Source organism: Propionivibrio sp. (assembly GCF_049316945.1).
Taxonomy (GTDB): domain Bacteria; phylum Pseudomonadota; class Gammaproteobacteria; order Burkholderiales; family Rhodocyclaceae; genus Propionivibrio.
Genome location: NZ_JBMOJE010000013.1, coordinates 19,311 through 34,680, shown reverse-complemented (window position 1 = coordinate 34,680; position 15,370 = coordinate 19,311). Strand labels below are relative to the sequence as shown.

General features: G+C 56.2%; 15 protein-coding genes. 3 read left to right on the top strand and 12 right to left on the bottom strand.

The window, feature by feature from the left end; all coding sequences use genetic code 11:
• Positions 1-111: 111 nt before the first annotated feature.
• The 4 genes from ACOYNV_RS05020 to flgB are packed head-to-tail and all read right to left on the bottom strand — an operon-like array spanning position 112 to position 3,435.
• Positions 112-1,896, bottom strand: a complete 1,785-nt coding sequence (locus tag ACOYNV_RS05020) for a flagellar hook protein FlgE (RefSeq protein WP_422898652.1) — start codon at positions 1,894-1,896, stop codon at positions 112-114.
• 18 nt (positions 1,897-1,914) lie between these two features.
• On the bottom strand, positions 1,915-2,598 hold the full coding sequence (locus ACOYNV_RS05015; protein WP_422898651.1) for a flagellar hook assembly protein FlgD: 684 nt from the start codon (positions 2,596-2,598) through the stop codon (positions 1,915-1,917).
• A 25-nt stretch (positions 2,599-2,623) separates the two neighbouring features.
• A complete protein-coding gene (gene flgC, locus ACOYNV_RS05010; RefSeq protein WP_422898650.1) occupies positions 2,624-3,028 on the bottom strand; it encodes a flagellar basal body rod protein FlgC in 405 nt (134 codons plus the stop codon).
• Between the two features lie 2 nt (positions 3,029-3,030).
• A complete protein-coding gene (gene flgB / locus ACOYNV_RS05005; protein WP_422898649.1) occupies positions 3,031-3,435 on the bottom strand; it encodes a flagellar basal body rod protein FlgB in 405 nt (134 codons plus the stop codon).
• A gap of 221 nt (positions 3,436-3,656) precedes the next feature.
• Between flgB and flgA the strand changes: the two genes are divergently transcribed.
• The 3 genes from flgA (at position 3,657) to ACOYNV_RS04990 (ending at position 5,230) form a co-directional block, all read left to right on the top strand.
• A complete protein-coding gene (gene flgA / locus ACOYNV_RS05000) occupies positions 3,657-4,358 on the top strand; it encodes a flagellar basal body P-ring formation chaperone FlgA (RefSeq protein ID WP_422898648.1) in 702 nt (233 codons plus the stop codon).
• A gap of 96 nt (positions 4,359-4,454) precedes the next feature.
• Entirely contained in the window at positions 4,455-4,739 is a 285-nt protein-coding gene (gene flgM, locus ACOYNV_RS04995) for a flagellar biosynthesis anti-sigma factor FlgM (protein WP_422898647.1), read from the top strand.
• Positions 4,740-4,753: 14 nt separating this feature from the next.
• A complete protein-coding gene (locus ACOYNV_RS04990; protein ID WP_422898646.1) occupies positions 4,754-5,230 on the top strand; it encodes a flagella synthesis protein FlgN in 477 nt (158 codons plus the stop codon).
• A 73-nt stretch (positions 5,231-5,303) separates the two neighbouring features.
• On the opposite strand, the gene motD is transcribed toward ACOYNV_RS04990, so the two are convergent.
• The 8 genes from motD to ACOYNV_RS04950 form a co-directional block, all read right to left on the bottom strand.
• Positions 5,304-6,110, bottom strand: a complete 807-nt coding sequence (motD, locus tag ACOYNV_RS04985) for a flagellar motor protein MotD (protein WP_422898645.1) — start codon at positions 6,108-6,110, stop codon at positions 5,304-5,306.
• A 3-nt stretch (positions 6,111-6,113) separates the two neighbouring features.
• The gene (locus tag ACOYNV_RS04980) at positions 6,114-6,854 is read right to left on the bottom strand and encodes a flagellar motor protein (RefSeq protein WP_422898644.1); all 741 of its coding nucleotides are present in this window, start codon (positions 6,852-6,854) and stop codon (positions 6,114-6,116) included.
• Positions 6,847-7,593: an RNA polymerase sigma factor FliA gene (locus tag ACOYNV_RS04975; protein WP_422898643.1), complete on the bottom strand. Its 747-nt coding sequence runs from the start codon at positions 7,591-7,593 to the stop codon at positions 6,847-6,849. The genes ACOYNV_RS04980 and ACOYNV_RS04975 overlap by 8 nt, the downstream gene beginning before the upstream one ends.
• A 182-nt stretch (positions 7,594-7,775) precedes the next feature.
• A complete protein-coding gene (locus ACOYNV_RS04970; RefSeq protein ID WP_422898642.1) occupies positions 7,776-8,660 on the bottom strand; it encodes a MinD/ParA family ATP-binding protein in 885 nt (294 codons plus the stop codon).
• Positions 8,653-10,005 carry a flagellar biosynthesis protein FlhF gene (gene flhF, locus ACOYNV_RS04965; protein WP_422898641.1) on the bottom strand — a complete coding sequence of 451 codons (1,353 nt, stop codon included), beginning with the start codon at positions 10,003-10,005 and terminating at the stop codon, positions 8,653-8,655. Before flhF ends, ACOYNV_RS04970 begins: the two co-directional genes overlap by 8 nt.
• Positions 10,002-12,086, bottom strand: a complete 2,085-nt coding sequence (flhA, locus tag ACOYNV_RS04960; protein ID WP_422898640.1) for a flagellar biosynthesis protein FlhA — start codon at positions 12,084-12,086, stop codon at positions 10,002-10,004. The genes flhF and flhA overlap by 4 nt, the downstream gene beginning before the upstream one ends.
• Complete coding sequence (gene flhB / locus ACOYNV_RS04955; protein ID WP_422898639.1) at positions 12,079-13,218, bottom strand: flagellar biosynthesis protein FlhB; 1,140 nt, start codon at positions 13,216-13,218, stop codon at positions 12,079-12,081. Before flhB ends, flhA begins: the two co-directional genes overlap by 8 nt.
• Positions 13,219-13,395: 177 nt before the next feature.
• Entirely contained in the window at positions 13,396-15,360 is a 1,965-nt protein-coding gene (locus ACOYNV_RS04950; protein ID WP_422898638.1) for a chemotaxis protein CheA, read from the bottom strand.
• Positions 15,361-15,370: the final 10 nt, after the last annotated feature.

Here is a 15,370-nt window from a genome sequence, read left to right as displayed (position 1 = left end):
CTCTTCAGGCATAGCCTCTGTAGATTGCCTATCCATGCGCTTATCAGCGAAGCATCAATGGATATTTTATTTAAAAACAGGTGCATTACCTGACTTGGCTCATGCTGTAACTTAACGCAGATTGATCAGCGTTTGCATGAGCTGATCCTGCGTCTTGATCGACTGCGCATTAGCCTGGTAATTACGCTGCTGGGTGATCATATTGACCAGTTCGGCGGTGAGATCGACGTTCGATTCTTCAACGGTCGCCGATTGCAAAACACCCAGCGTCCCGGTATTGGGCGCACCGACCAGCGCGGTGCCAGAGGCTGACGATTCCGCCCACTGACTGCCGCCGAGCGAAATCAGTCCGTTTGGATTGGTGAAGCTGGCGAGAGCCACCTGCCCCAAATTTTTAGATTGTCCGTTGCTGTAGTTACCGCGAACGGCCCCCCCCGGGTCAACATTGACACCTGTCAAACGACCCGAGGTATACCCATCCTGCAGCAGATTGTTGGTACCAAAGGCAGCACCAAACTGAGTGCTGGAAGCAAAATCAAGATTGAACTCGAACGGAGTTGCTGCACTGTTCGCCTGGCCCAGATCGGCCATCACCTTATTGAGATTGATAACTAGTGGAGAACCTTGAGATGGCGCATTAACCATCTTCCCGTAAGAATCAAACTTGAGAACCAGTGGAGTGCCACCATTAATATTACTTGGATTTGTCCCATCGAGGGATGTGTACATATTCCATTGCGATGGATAGGCGGAAGCGGAAGCAGCTGCTGCAGTAGCATCGGCAGTAGCGATGTCGAGTACTGAAGTTGCTGTCCCTGTCAATAGTTCATCCGGAGTCGGGGCGACCGGGGTGGTGGCGAAGGCTGCTGCGGGTGTGGCGTAGGCTGCAGCGCTCGTAGCGGCCAAAGCTGCAGCCGTCGCGGCCCTGCTATAAACATCAGGAATGACAACAGCTGCTGCTGCAGTGTCGGCGGCTGTAGCTGCGGTGGTGGCGGCTGCAGCTGCGGTGGTGGCGGCTGCAGCTGCAACGAGGGCAGCAGCAGCAGCAGCATCTGCTGCTGCTTGTGTACCGGTAGGCGGTACTGCTATTACGGCGGCGGCGGCGGCGGCGGCGGCGGCGCCAGCACTAACGGCCGTATTAGCTGCATTTACGGCAGTGGCAGCAGCCGCAGTAGCCGCGCTGGCTGCGGTGACGGCGGCAATATCCAAAGGGTCAGTGGCAGCAGACCCTTTTACGGCATACATTGTCAGAGTGTGCGCATTTCCCAAGCTATCGTAGACCGAAGTCGATGTCGAGAAGTTGTAACTCAGCGGATCGACCACCCCACCAATCCCGCCCGACCCGGAAGTAAATGCAAACGGTACGGTCTTGATTAAATCGCGCGAATCGAAATTGAGGCTGGCCTGCACACCTGTAAAACTCCCACCAACGCTTGCCCCCGTGGCAACCGGGTCAATATTGGCTGAACTCAATAGCAACGGGACTGGCGCCGACACGACGGTTGTACCCTGAACTGCGAGGTAACCGGTCAACTGGCGCCCACTATCATCAATAACATAGCCACTCTTGTCCAGATGAAACTGGCCGGCGCGACTATAGGTTATTGAACCGTTATCGCTCATGCGATAGAAGCCGTTACCATTGATGGAAATATCCAGCGGGTTATTCGTTGTCGTGAGATTCCCTTGAGTAAACTGTTGTTGAACTGCGCCCACCGATGTTCCAATACCAACGGGTGCGCTTCCACCGGACCCCAGCGAGGCAGCAAAAATATCAGCGAAGTGAGCCTGGGCCGACTTGAAGCCCACCGTAGCCGCATTGGCGACGTTATTGCTCGTGACATCAAGCGCTTTTGAAGCTGCGTTTAATCCACTCAGACCTTGTTGGAATGCCATTTTTTTCTCTCCCTTTTATTAGAGTATCTGCTGCACGTTCTTGAAATCGACTGTTCCAAGTGCGCCCAGATCGAGCAGGAATCCACTGCCTGATCTAACAAGAGCAGAAACCGTGCCAACTTGAAGTGCGTCCGCCACGACATTGTTGCCGCCCTGCGTGGCCGTGACCGAAAACTTGTAGGCGCCATCGGCGGCAGTTTCTCCAGCTTGGGTTTGTCCATCCCACATGAAATTGAAGTTACCCGCCTCACGCGCACCGAGATTCTCGGTCTGCAATACTTTCCCGCTCGCATCGCTGATGGTCAAGGTCACCTGATCAGCCGCACTAGCCAGATTGACGCCACCAAACGCCTGCCCCGAGGCCAGTGAAAGCTGCGTTCCGGGAACCAGAACACTCTTGCCGATCAATGCAGCCGCCTGCATGGACTGGCTACTACCAGCACTATCGACCAGCGCATTCATTGTCGCATTGAGTTTCTCGATGCCGGAAACCGTACTCATCTGGGCCAACTGACTGGTCATCTCGGCGTTGTCCATCGGATTGAGCGGATCCTGATTCTTCAACTGCGTGGTCAGCAGCTTGAGAAAACGATTCTGAGAATCTTCGGTTGCCGAAGTCGCAGTCGATGAATTGCTCGTTGTTGAGGCGTTCAGCGAAGCATAGATATCGCTGGCGGAAGTTGTCGACTGCACGGTTGCCATGTTTTTTCTCCTGGGAATTTAATTATTATTGGCCGAGCGTCAGTGCTTTGAGCAGCAACTGCTTGGCGGTATTCATCACTTCGGCGTTGGTCTGGTACGAGCGCGATGCTGAAATCATGTTGACCATTTCGTCGACCACGCTGACGTTCGGCATCATCACGTAGCCCTTCTCGTCAGCCGCCGGGCTGCGCGGGTCATAGACCATGCGCCCCGGGCTGGCGTCCTCGACCACTTGCTTGACGCGCACGCCCTGCGCCGCCGGTCCGTTCAACGGCGTTGCCTCAAATACGACTTGCTTGGCGCGATAAGGCTTGCCATCCGGCCCGGCAATGCTGTCGGCGTTGGCCAGGTTGCTGGCCACCGCGTTCAGACGCATGCCCTGCGCCGTCATGGCGCTACCGGCGATATGAAAAACGTTGAATACGCTCATGATTATTGTCCTTGTATGGCCGTCATCAGGGTTTTGAATTTGCCCGTGATAAACCTCACGCCAGCTTCAAGCTGAATGGCGTTTTCGGAAAACTGGGCACGCTCGATATCCATATCCACCGTATTGCCATCGACACTGCCCTGCGACGGTGTGCGGTACATGAGGTGCGCCGGACCGTCGTCCAGCGAGCCGGTCAAATGCCGCGCGGTGGTGGTGGCCATCGCCAGGTTGCCAGCACTGCGGCCGGCAACCGCTTCTTTTAAGGCGCTGGAAAAATCAAAGTCACGCGCCTTGAAGTTGGGCGTGTCGGCATTGGCAATATTGCCGGCCAGAATCTGCATCCGATGAGTGCGCAAGCCAAGGGCTTGTTGCTGGAAGGCAAAGGCATTATCAAGCTTACTGACCATGACGACTCCGGTTTGAGTGTTGCACCCGGTTCAATAACGCAATTCTTGTGCCATGGATTAAAACCCTCAGAAATGGACACTCCCGAGCAAATTTGAACAAATTCTGCCGGACGATCGGCAAATATTGCCGGGCCGCTTCGCCAAATGCTTTGCTGAACGCTACGCTGGCCGAAAAAAACAGAGTGCTTCGCTATCGCGCCGCGATCAGGCAAAATAGAGCCATGAATTTCCACTGCCCGAGCCATCTTCTGCGCACCGTTTGCGGGGTCTTTTGGCTATTACTTCTGACCCCGATGCTTTCTTTTGCTCAGAGCCCCCTGCACAGCGCGCTGGACGACTACCTGCGAACGCAAACGCAGGGCTTGCCCGGCACCGTCACCTACAGCATTGGCCAACTCAATGCTCGCGCTCAGTTGTCGGAGTGCTCCGCCTTCGAGCCCTTTCTGCCGGCCGGGGGCAGGCTCTGGGGTAAATCAACGGTCGGCGTTCGCTGCCTTGGCCCATCGAACTGGACGATCTATGTTCCAGTCAGTGTGAACGTTACCGGCAACTACTTGATCACCGCACGGGCGTTGCCGACAGGTTATTTGCTCACTGCAAGCGATATTATTGTCCGCAGCGGCGATCTCAGTTCGCTCCCGGCCAGTATCGTCACTGATCAGTCACAAGCCATCGGCAAAACAGTCAAAAACAGGCTTCCCGCAGGGCAGCCACTGCGCAGCGATCAATTGCTTGCCCCATGGGCTGTCCAGCAGGGGCAGAGCGTTAAAACCGTTTCAAAAGGCCCCGGCTTCAGTGTCAGCAGCGAGGGAATAGCGCTCACCAACGCAGTTGCCGGACAGATTGTTCAGGTGCGCACGGCTTCCGGACAATTGATCAACGGCATTGCGCGACCCGGTGGCGTCGTGGAAGTCTCGCATTGATTTGCACTGCTTTGGCCTATCAGGGAAAATAGTTCTAAAGTTTCGCTGATACAAGTCGTTAAAACGCTTGAGAAGTAATCCATTAGAGGCATAGCCATGAAGATCGAAAGTTCAACCAATCCCGTCGCTGCCCCACCGGTCAAAGAGACGCGTGTTCATTCCGCCAGCAATGCAGCGTCGGCAGTTGTCGACGACGTTAAATTAAGTGGCCTTTCCGCGCAGATGCGTGCAGCCGATGGCGAACAACCCTTTGATGCCGCTCGCGTTTCTGAAATAAAGCAGGCCATAACCGATGGTCGCTTCACGATTAACGCCGGCGCTATTGCCGACCGTCTGCTTACCTCCGCCAGAGAGCTTGTGGATTCCCAGCGGCGGGCATGATTTTGGCAACATCAATGACCGCTGAGACCAGTGCCTTCTTACAGGCACTGGTGGCTGAGGCAGAAACGGTTCAGCAGTTTGTTGACCTGCTGAAGCTTGAGCAAACTGATCTCAGTAGCGGGAAGACGAATGACCTGCCGGCATTTGCAGAAAAAAAGGCAACGCTTGCCGCGCATTTGAACCGTTTTGCTACCCGACGCAACACAGCACTTGCCGCGCAAGGATTCGATGCTGATCGTGCGGGCGTTGAGGCTTGGTGTGCGAACCATTCCGGGGTACAAGAGGCTGTTGATGCCTGGTCGAGAATCATTTCTCTGGCCGGTGAGGCGCGTGAGTTGAATCGTCTCAACGGCGAGTTGATCCGGACGCGCATGCACTATAACGCCAGGGCGTTAGAAGCCTTGCAGGGCGGGAAAACCTCGCTCGATTTGTATGGCCCTGATGGCCAATCGAAGTCTTCAGGCATCCGTCGTATCAACGACGCCGTGTAGCTGGGCTGGTGCTGGCTGGTGCTGACTTATCCCAGGCTGCAGCCCGATTTGCAAATCCCTTGCGGCTACGGTTTTACGGTGGCGGAGCCGACTGAGATTCGAGATCAACCTCTTTCCCTTTATCCGGTATTGCCGAGTCAATAAGAATGGTCACCCGGCGATTTCGCGCCCGTCCATCAACCAGCAGGTTTGGCTCTACGGGGCGCGTATCGGCATAACCTATCGCGGTCAGACGCTCGGGCGCCACGCCGGAATCGGCAAACAAGCGCAAAACCGTCGTTGCTCGCACCGCCGAGAGTTCCCAATTGGAAGGAAACTGCGGGGTCTTGATCGGCACATTGTCGGTGTGGCCTTCAATGGTAATCGGAAAATCCGTCGGAACCAGCACCTCAGCAATGGCGCTCATGGCTTTGACCAAAGGGGGTTGCAGTAGCGCCTGCCCGGGTGAGAACAAGATACTGTCGTTGATTTCAATGGTCACCCCACGGTTCGTTTCAATCACCCGAACCTTGCCTTGCTCGATGAGCGGCGCCATGACTTCAAGAATCTCCTTGGCAACATTGCGCATTTTTTCGCGCTCTAACTGTTTTGTCTTTTCTTGCCCTTTGCTCATGACGCTTTGCTGCTGAATTGTCTGAATCGGCGAGGCTACAGGAATTACAGGGGCTACCGGCGTGATCAACTGCGACGAGGTATTGATTTGTACGTTGCGAAAGGCACTGGTCATCGAATCGCTGAGGATACGATACTTCCCCTCATTGACCGTCGAAAGCGCATACATCACCACGAAGAAGGCAAAAAGGAGCGTAATGAAATCGGCGTACGAAACCAGCCAGCGATCGTGGTTGGGATGGTCTTCTTCGCGTTTTCGGCGAGCCATAAATTAAAAGATGTAGCCCTGAAGGCGGCTTTCAATAATGCGCGGGTTGTCGCCGTTGGCGATACCGACCAACCCATCGACAATCATTTCACGCTGCACGACCAGACGATTGATATGCGCCTTGAGCTTGTTTGCCATCGGCAGAAAAACAAGATTGGCCAACCCCACGCCGTAGATCGTCGCCACAAACGCGACCGCTATACCCGCCCCCAACTTGGATGGGTCGGAAAGATTCTCCATCACTTGTATCAGGCCCATTACGGCTCCAAGTATGCCAATGGTTGGCGAGTAACCACCGGCGGCGTCCCAGATTTTTGCCGATAGTTTCATTTCTTCTTCAAAGGTGCTGATCTCAACCTCCAGCACCTCGCGCAAGCGCTCTGGTTCTGCACCGTCAACCAGCAGTTGCAAGCCCTTGCGGGCAAAATCATCCTTCAGTTGGTTCATTACGCCTTCCAGCGCCAGCAAACCTTCACGCCGGGAAACTTGGCTCCAGTTCGACACCTGCTTGATCAACTGCAGATAATCAACAACCGGTGGATACCATACCCAGCGAGCCATCCGCATGCCGCGCATAAAGGTCGCATAGGGACTTTGCAGCATGACCGCGCCCATCGTCCCTCCCAGAACGATCAGCAACGCGGTAGGCTGCGATAACGAAGCAACATGGCCGCCTTCCAGTATCTGCCCACCGACGATCGCTACCATGCCGAGCAGCAATCCGAGAACGCTAATTTTATCCATTCTGCCCGGCTTTCTTTTTCTTGATCCCGGCCTCACCAAAAATCCGCGCTCGCAGTCGGATCACCGCTTGACTGTGCAACTGGCAAACGCGTGACTCCGTCACGCCCATGACCGCGCCGATTTCGCGCAGATTGAGATCCTGCTCGTAATATAGGGCCATCATCAGTTTTTCACGCTCGGGCAAGGATTCGATACCCTGCACCAGCAACTGTCGCAAACTCTCTTCTTCGAGCAGCTTCGACGGCTCGTTCGAGGTATCTGTCAAATGCCGCTCGAGAAAATCTTCTTCGCCGTCTTCAACCATATCCTCAAAAGAAATGAGTTGATGCCCGCGTGCATCCTGAAGCATTTTTTGATAATCAACCAATGTCATACCCAGCGCGTCGGCCAGTTCTTTCTCGGCTGGTGGGCGCCCATGCTTTTGTTCGAGTTGAGAAATTGCGACTTCAATGCGACGAAAATCCCGGCGCAAACTGCGCGGCAACCAGTCGTTCTCGCGCAAACCATCAAGCATGGCACCCCGCACACGTTGCGCTGCGTAGGTTTCAAACTGGGCACCCATCCCGGATTCAAAGCGGTTTATGGCATCGAGCAAACCCATCATGCCGTTCTGAACCAGATCGTCGACCTGGACACTGGACGGCAATCGAGCCATCAGATGATAGGCGATACGCTTTACGAGCGGAGCGAAGCGCTGTACCAGCTGATCCTTGTTAATCTGGCCAGCAGCGTTATACATGTATTGGAGCTATCAACCTAGAAAAAGCAGTTCGTCCACGAAAAACACCAAAAGCACGAAAAGAATCAAGGAGATAATAAGTTGAAGTTCGCCACCCAAAAGGTGAATAGAGAAAATACATCAAGCTCCTGATTTTGTTCGTGTCTTTCGTGATTTTCGTGGATAGACTGAGGTTTTAAGGATCAAGCGTAAATGGCTATCGGATCGATGTGTTGGCTCAAGTGTAGCAGTTGTTGAACGAATTGTTCGAGCCCACCGGCCTCATTTCCGGGCAACGGCCAGTTGAGCAGATCACTGGCTATCGTTCGATACGCTTTTGCCGAGGGTGCGTCAGGGAATAAGCCCAGCACGGGCTGACACAGGCGTGCGGCCTGCCGCAGGTGTACGTCAAGCGGTACGAAGCCGGCGTATTCAAGGCGTGCCAGTCCCCGACTGTGAGTCACCTGGGCAATATTGCCGTGTATCGCCTCCGCTTCTTCCAGACCGCGCACCTTATTCACCAGAATCCTGAAGTTTTTTCGCGAATAACCCAGGCTGACTTTCTTGATCAGGGCGTAGGCATCGGTAATCGACGCACTGGTCGCCGATATGACAATCACCGTATCGTGAGCGGCCAGGCCAAGCGGTGAAAAACCGAGCGGGTGATCAAGGGAGGCGTCCACCAGAATCACATCGGCCGGATGTTCCATGCCGGTGATGCTTTCAATCAGGGCTTCCTGCTGATGAAGACTCAACTTGCCGAGTTTCTTCACCGCCCGGGCTGCTGGCAATACGCGAACACCTGGCGCGACCGTTAACAGCACTTCATTAAGCACTTTCTCACGGTAGATCACCTGTAACAGGTCGTGGCGAGCCAGAGCACCGTAATAAGATGCGATGTTATTCTTGATATTTTCGTCCAGAATCAGGACTTCCTTGCCCTGACGAGCCAGCGAGGCCGCGAGATTGGCCACCAGAATGCTCTTTCCGACGCCGATACTCCCCGCAGCGAAGGTGACGATGCGCGGCGGCTCGCGACCAAAAAGGCGGCGCAATCCATCCGCCTGGTCACCGTGACACTCAGCCACGACGGCCTCCGGTGGCCGCCATGCCGGAACCTGCACTGGCCATCATCAAGCCCGGCTCAAGGCCGTCAAGACGATGCGGCGAGGTCTCGGGCACATCCTTGAAGGCCCGGTGCAGCAGATAGGAGCGATTGGGCAGATGCAGGTCTTCCGGAACACGTTGGCCATTCGAGACGTAGTGCAGGCGCAAGCCGTGGCGAATAATGACATCAAGCGCCGAGGCCAGGCTGGCTGCCTCGTCAACCTTGCTCAGGATGCAGCCGGCCAGATCAGGCCCGTTATAGGCGCGCACCACGTCGTCAAGGGTGTCGCCGCGCCCAGTGGCTGAAAGCAGCAGCAAGCGTTTGACGTTGCTGTTGCCAAACATCGCCACCTGTTCCCCGACCATTCGGTCGCGCTGGCTCATGCCCATCGTATCAACCAGTACCATATGCTTCTGTTGCAGATTGAACAGGGTCTGCTTCAACTCCTCGGCATCCTTCACCAGATGCACCGAGACGCCGAGAATACGGCCATAGATCCGCAGTTGTTCGTGAGCGCCGATACGGTAGCCGTCCGTGGTTACCAGCGCTACCTTGCTGGCCCCATGACGAAGCACGCAGCGGGCAGCAAGCTTGGCGGTGGTCGTCGTTTTGCCAACGCCGGTCGGGCCGACCAGTGCATAGATGCCGCCGCGATCAACAATGTCATTCTCGGCATTGATGGTCAGAAAAGATCGATCAGCGCCGGACTTCACCCAGGCCAGAGCCTCCGTTGCATTGAGTGTACGCGGCAATTGCATGAGCAGTTCGCGGGCCAACTGCGGTGAGAAGCCGGCATCAAGCATCTGCCGAAGAATTTCCGTTTTGACCGGCTCCGAACGTGCGCTTTCCCCCCAGGCAGCGCCCGCCAGATGCTGCTCGAACATTTTCCGCAGTGAGCGGATTTCGTCCATAACCTCCGCTGGAACAATTTCTGCCTGCGGCTTGGCCGTTTCCTGCGCTGGAGTGGATGGCCGGTCAAGCTGCGGTGCAGGACGCGGAGTCAATGGTGGAAGTTGAGGTGGAAGTTTCGGTGGCTGTTGCGATGATGATTGCGGTGGCTGTTGGGAGGGTTGCGCTACTCTTGCCTTGAGCGGCATGCTGCTGGTCGGTGAGGAAAGCCGAACCGTATAGTCATCATGCGGCCTTGGATTTTCCCTGGCCGGTGTAGGAACGATCATTTCCATATCACCGGCGGCGACCGCCATGATCTCGACACCCCCGGGAATGGCCCGGTTGGACAGGATGATCGCATCAGGCCCCAATAGCTCCTTGACCTTGCGCAATGCGTCGCGCGCCGTAGCGGCGATGAATTTCCTGACGTTCATACCTTACCTCCAATGATCGAGGTGACCTTGATGATTTTGCTTTCAGGCACTTCGCTGTGGGCGAGGACCTTCAATTGAGAAATGCCGCGCCGCAGGAATCGGGACAGCAGTAAGCGAAGATTGCCGGAAACCAGCAGGACGGCTGGCAAACCGAGTTCTTCCTGGCGCTGAGCGGCGGCCGACGTCTCGCGGATCAGCGTATCGGCGAGACTCGGCTCGATGCTGGCATTGTCGCCACCGCCGGCGATGGCTTGCAGAAGAATACGTTCGAGTTGCGGATCAAGCGACATGACCTGCATTTCAGAACCACTCGGGTAAAGTTGCTGAACGATTGAGCGGCCAAGCGCGATACGCACTTGCGCCGTCAGCGCTTCGGCGTCCTGCGTGCGGGTCGCCGTCTCGGCAAGCGTCTCGATGATGGTACGCATGTCGCGAATATGGATGTCTTCTTCGAGCAGGTTTTGCAGGACTTTTTGCAGTACGCCGAGTTGCAGCACCTTGGGCACCAGATCTTCGACGAGCTTCGGCATGTCCTTTGCCAGATGATCGAGCAGCGCTTGCGTTTCCTGGCGACCCAGCAGTTCAGCAGCGTGCGACAGAATCAGGTGGTTCAGATGCGTCGCGGTAACGGTGCTGGCATCAACGACGGTGTAGCCATAGGCCTGTGCCTGCTCGCGCAGCGCGGTGTCGATCCAGACGGCGGGCAAGCCGAAGGCCGGATCTTTGGTTACGGCGCCCGGCAACTGGCCGGCTACTCGTCCTGGATTGATCGCCAGCAGGTTGCCAGGGAAGGCCTCGCCCTGGCCAATCTCGACGCCCTTGAGGAGAATCCGGTAGGCATTGGGCTTCAGTTCCAGATTGTCGCGAATATGTACGGGGGAAACGAGAAAGCCCACTTCCTGGGCAAACTTCTTGCGAATCCCGCGAATGCGCCGCAGCAACTCGCCATCCTGCGCCTTGTCGACCAACGGAATCAGCCGATAGCCGACCTCCAGACCAAGCACGTCAAGCGGCGATACATCCGCCCAACTCGCCTCCTGGGATTCTGTAGCCACCGTCGGCGCCGCCATGACCGGCACCGGCTTGGCTTCCCGCATCCGTTTGTCCATATTCCAGGCCATTGTTCCCAGGCCTGCCGCCAGCATCAGGAAAACAAAATTCGGCATTCCGGGAATCATTCCGAGCAGACCAACGATGGCCGCAGTCAGCCCGATCACCTTGGGATTGTTGAAAAGCTGGGAAATGAACTGCTGGGAAATGTCCTGGGTGTCGCCAACCCGGGTAACGACCATGCCGGCAGCGATCGAGACGATCAGCGCAGGTATCTGCGCGACCAGACCGTCACCAATGGCGAGCAGGGTATAAGTCTTGGCGGCTATTCCAAAGTCCATGTTGTGCTGCAGCATGCCAACAAACAAGCCGCCGATGACGTTGATGAACATGATCAGGATGCCGGCCACGGCATCGCCGCGCACGAACTTCGACGCGCCATCCATTGAGCCGAAAAAGTTGGCTTCGTCGGCAATCGTGGTGCGCCGCTTGCGCGCTTCGTCCTCGCCAATCAGGCCGGCATTGAGGTCGGCATCGATCGCCATCTGCTTGCCCGGCATCGCGTCGAGGGTGAAGCGTGCCGCCACTTCGGCAACCCGGCCGGCACCCTTGGTAATCACGATAAAATTTATGATCACCAGAATTGCAAACACCACGATACCGACGGCGTAGTTGCCGCCGACCAGAAAGTGGCCAAAGGCTTCGATCACCTTGCCGGCAGCCCCCGGGCCGGTATGCCCTTCGAGCAGCACGATGCGCGTTGAGGCCACGTTGAGCGACAGGCGCAACAGCGTTGTGACCAGGAGAACGGTCGGAAAGACCGAGAAGTCGAGCGGCTTCTTCACGTTGATCGCCACCAGCATGACGATGATTGAAATCGCGATGTTGAAGGTGAAAAACAGATCCAGCATGAACGGTGGCAGCGGCAGCACCATCATCGACAGGATCAGCAGGATGAGTACGGGGCCCGCCAGTTGCTGCAGGCCTGAGCGCCCGAAGAAACTCTGTAGCATCATGGTTGCGCTAGCCATTTACCACCTCGGGTACCAGTTCGGCGGGAACGGCAATTTCATGCGGCGGCATCGGGTAGTTGCCTCCGACCTGCCGCCAGTTGGCGAGTTGATAGACGTAGGCGAGAACCTCGGCCACGGCCGCGTAGAGTGCTGACGGGATTTCCTGATCGATTTCGGCATGGCGATAAAGCGCCCGTGCCAACGGCGGTGCCTCAAGCATGGGCACTCCGTTCGCCGCGCCGATTTCACGAATTTTCAGGGCAATCTCGCCCATTCCCTTGGCCAGCACCTTCGGTGCCCCCATACCGCTCTTGTAGGCCAGGGCGACGGCAAAGTGCGTCGGGTTGGTGACGATTACATCGGCAGTCGGTACCGCGCCCATCATGCGCTTGCGTGCCGCCTCTCGCTGTAGCTGCCGGATACGCCCCTTGACTTGGGGATCACCCTCCATCTCCTTGCCTTCCTGCTTGACCTCATCCTTGCTCATCTTCAGTTTGTCGTAGTATTGCCAGAGCTGGAACGGCACATCAACGGCAACGATCAGCAGCATCGCCAGGACAATCATGAGAAAACTGTAATTGACCAGATGACCTGCGCTGGTCAGACCGACCTCGATGGACTGACCAAAGATCGCGAAAATTTCGTTGCGCTCGCTCCACAATACCCAGATGGCGACACCGCCGACCAACAAGGCTTTGGCGACGGCTTTGAGGAGTTCGACCAGCCCGTTCCAGGAAATCAGCCGAGCCAGCCCCTTGAGCGGATCCAGCCGCCCCAGATCGGGATTCAGCGCCTTCAGTGAGAAATTCCAGCTACCGAGAAAAAATGGGGAGATCAGTGCGGCAATGACCAGCGCCAGGAGCAGCGGCGCAAAGGATAGCAAAGCATCAAGGGAAAGATCGGCGAAACGCACCAGCATGAACTGGGGATCGCGCAGCAACGGCTCTTCAAGAGTCAGGCCACGCCTGACAATGGCCGTCGTACGTTGCATCATCCATGGCCCGACGAACCAGAAAGCGCTCGCTGAAACGACCAGAATCAAAAAAGCACCGATCTCTCGCGAGCGGGGGACTTGCCCCTCCTCGCGTGCCTGCTCAAGGCGTCTGGATGACGCAGGCTCTGTTTTTTCGAGATCGCTTTCTTCTGCCATCAGCGGATTCCAATTGATTGCAGCCTATTATATAAAAAAACTATAAAAAATAAAGAGGTATGAGGTTTTATTTACATTGATTCTAGAATAGTAGCGCGGCTACAACAGTCGTTGCTGGCGTACAAAAAAAGACAGGGAGCCGAAGCTCCCTGTCTAGTGACTTGTTTTTACTGTGATTTATAAGGAAAGCGCTAGCGACTTCGACTGTTTGGTGCCGGAATCCCGTTCAATGAGCGCATTCAGATCGGCCAGCAACTCTTTCATGTCCAGAATCAGCACGATCTGACCATTTGAAAGTGTCGTCACACCGGCCACGCCACGCGGCCTGAAGTCGTCCAGCGACTTGATTACCGCATCATCCCGCCCGGCAAAACTATCAACCGAGAGAATGAAGCTGCGCTCCGCAGTCTGCATCAGCACGCCGTATTCGGGTGTTTGCAACTGCGGCCAGCCGAGCAGGAGAGAAAGCGCAACGACAGGCAATACTTCGCCACGCACGACCAGGGTTTCCTTGCCGCCCACCTCCTGCATCTTGCTTTTATCGATGGGCAATATTTCACGAACCATCGAAAGTGGCAGGGCGAATGGCTGATCGCCAAGCAGGACGAGCAGAACCGGAAGAATTGCCAGCGTCAGTGGCAGCGAAATAATGAAGACAGAACCTTTGCCGGGCTCGGAACGGATCTCGACCGAACCGTTGAGTTTCTGGATGTTGGTTTTGACCACATCCATGCCCACGCCACGACCAGAAACTGCCGAGGCCTGCGCCATGGTGGAAAATCCGGGCAGGAAGATCAGATTGAGGCTCTGCCTGTCATCCAGCGTATTGGCTGCTTCCTCACTGATAATGCCCTTTTCGATCGCCTTTGCACGGATACGTTCAGGACTCATCCCGCGACCGTCATCGGCAATGATCAGGACGATGTGATCGCCTTCCTGGCGTGCTTCGAGCCGAACGACACTCTTGGCTGGCTTGCCTGCGGCCAGGCGCTCATCCGGTGTTTCAATGCCATGGTCAACCGCATTGCGAACGAGGTGTACCAAGGGATCGGCCAGATCCTCGATCATCGTCTTGTCGACCTCGGTTTCCTCACCGATAAGCGCCAGTTCGACATCCTTGCCCAACTGTCGGGCAAGGTCGCGAGCAATCCGTGGATACTTCTGGAACAAACGCCCGATCGGCTGCATCCGGGTTTTCATGACGGAATTTTGCAGATCGGAGACCAGCAGATCGAGCTGGCTGACGGCCTGATCGAGAGCATGCAAGGTCTCTGAATCATTGCGCCCGGCGAGAATGTCGGCACGCAGGCTGGTCAAGCGGTTTTTAGTCAGACCAATTTCGCCGGAGAGGTTAAGCACCTGATCCAGACGAGCGGTATCGACGCGAATCGTCGATTCACGTGCAGCGGCTTTTTCTTCGACACGCCGACCCGAAATCGCTCCCGAGACAGCGACGCCTGGCTTGTCGGTCACACGTCGACCCTCTGGCGGGAAGTGGGGTGTCATCTGAGCAGCAGAAGCAACGGCATTGCCCGATTCAATCTGCGCGACAGCGGAAGAAGCGGGTTTTGGCAGCGGATCTGTCACCGGAACTGTCACCGGAACTGGCTGGCCGGTCACCGCGCCGTGAAAAATCTGCCAATCAGGCTCGTCACCGTCACTGGCAGCAGACTCTGGCGCAACCTGCGCCGGTGGCTCAACCGTGGGCACATCAAAAATAACGGCCGCCGCGACCGGCTCGGTATGCACCTCGCCTTCAAGCGCTGCGCGCAAGGCGGCGATCACTTCCGGCTGCGCCGGGCGCGGCAGCGAAGCCTGGGACAGTTCGCCAAACATGTTGCGAACACCTTGAGTCGCCGCCATGATGGTATCCATCAACTCCGGCGTCAGATGCATCTGGGCGTTTCGCAACTGGTCAAAAAGGTTCTCTGTCAAATGGCAAAGCGTCACCAGTTCAGTGGCGTTAAGGAAGCCCGCCCCGCCCTTGATGGTGTGAAAGCCGCGAAAGATATCGTTAAGCAAACGATGATCGTCCGGACTTCTCTCCAGATCGACCAGTTTGTTGTCTACGTCAGATAGAAGGTCGCTGGCTTCCTGCAAGAAATCCTGCAGCAGGTCTTCCATTCCCGAAAAATCACTCATGTTGAACCCC

Bases quoted from the DNA above. Each gene is read 5' to 3' on its own strand.
- ACOYNV_RS04950 (WP_422898638.1), bottom strand. From the start codon at position 15,360: ATGAGTGATTTTTCGGGAATGGAAGACCTGCTGCAGGATTTCTTGCAG.
- ACOYNV_RS04980 (WP_422898644.1), bottom strand. From the start codon at position 6,854: ATGGATAAAATTAGCGTTCTCGGATTGCTGCTCGGCATGGTAGCGATC.
- flgC (WP_422898650.1), bottom strand. From the start codon at position 3,028: ATGAGCGTATTCAACGTTTTTCATATCGCCGGTAGCGCCATGACGGCG.
- flgB (WP_422898649.1), bottom strand. From the start codon at position 3,435: ATGGTCAGTAAGCTTGATAATGCCTTTGCCTTCCAGCAACAAGCCCTT.
- ACOYNV_RS04975 (WP_422898643.1), bottom strand. From the start codon at position 7,593: ATGTATAACGCTGCTGGCCAGATTAACAAGGATCAGCTGGTACAGCGC.
- flgA (WP_422898648.1), top strand. From the start codon at position 3,657: ATGAATTTCCACTGCCCGAGCCATCTTCTGCGCACCGTTTGCGGGGTC.
- motD (WP_422898645.1), bottom strand. From the start codon at position 6,110: ATGGCTCGCCGAAAACGCGAAGAAGACCATCCCAACCACGATCGCTGG.
- ACOYNV_RS04990 (WP_422898646.1), top strand. From the start codon at position 4,754: ATGACCGCTGAGACCAGTGCCTTCTTACAGGCACTGGTGGCTGAGGCA.
- ACOYNV_RS05020 (WP_422898652.1), bottom strand. From the start codon at position 1,896: ATGGCATTCCAACAAGGTCTGAGTGGATTAAACGCAGCTTCAAAAGCG.
- flhF (WP_422898641.1), bottom strand. From the start codon at position 10,005: ATGAACGTCAGGAAATTCATCGCCGCTACGGCGCGCGACGCATTGCGC.
- ACOYNV_RS05015 (WP_422898651.1), bottom strand. From the start codon at position 2,598: ATGGCAACCGTGCAGTCGACAACTTCCGCCAGCGATATCTATGCTTCG.
- flgM (WP_422898647.1), top strand. From the start codon at position 4,455: ATGAAGATCGAAAGTTCAACCAATCCCGTCGCTGCCCCACCGGTCAAA.
- flhA (WP_422898640.1), bottom strand. From the start codon at position 12,086: ATGGCTAGCGCAACCATGATGCTACAGAGTTTCTTCGGGCGCTCAGGC.
- flhB (WP_422898639.1), bottom strand. From the start codon at position 13,218: ATGGCAGAAGAAAGCGATCTCGAAAAAACAGAGCCTGCGTCATCCAGA.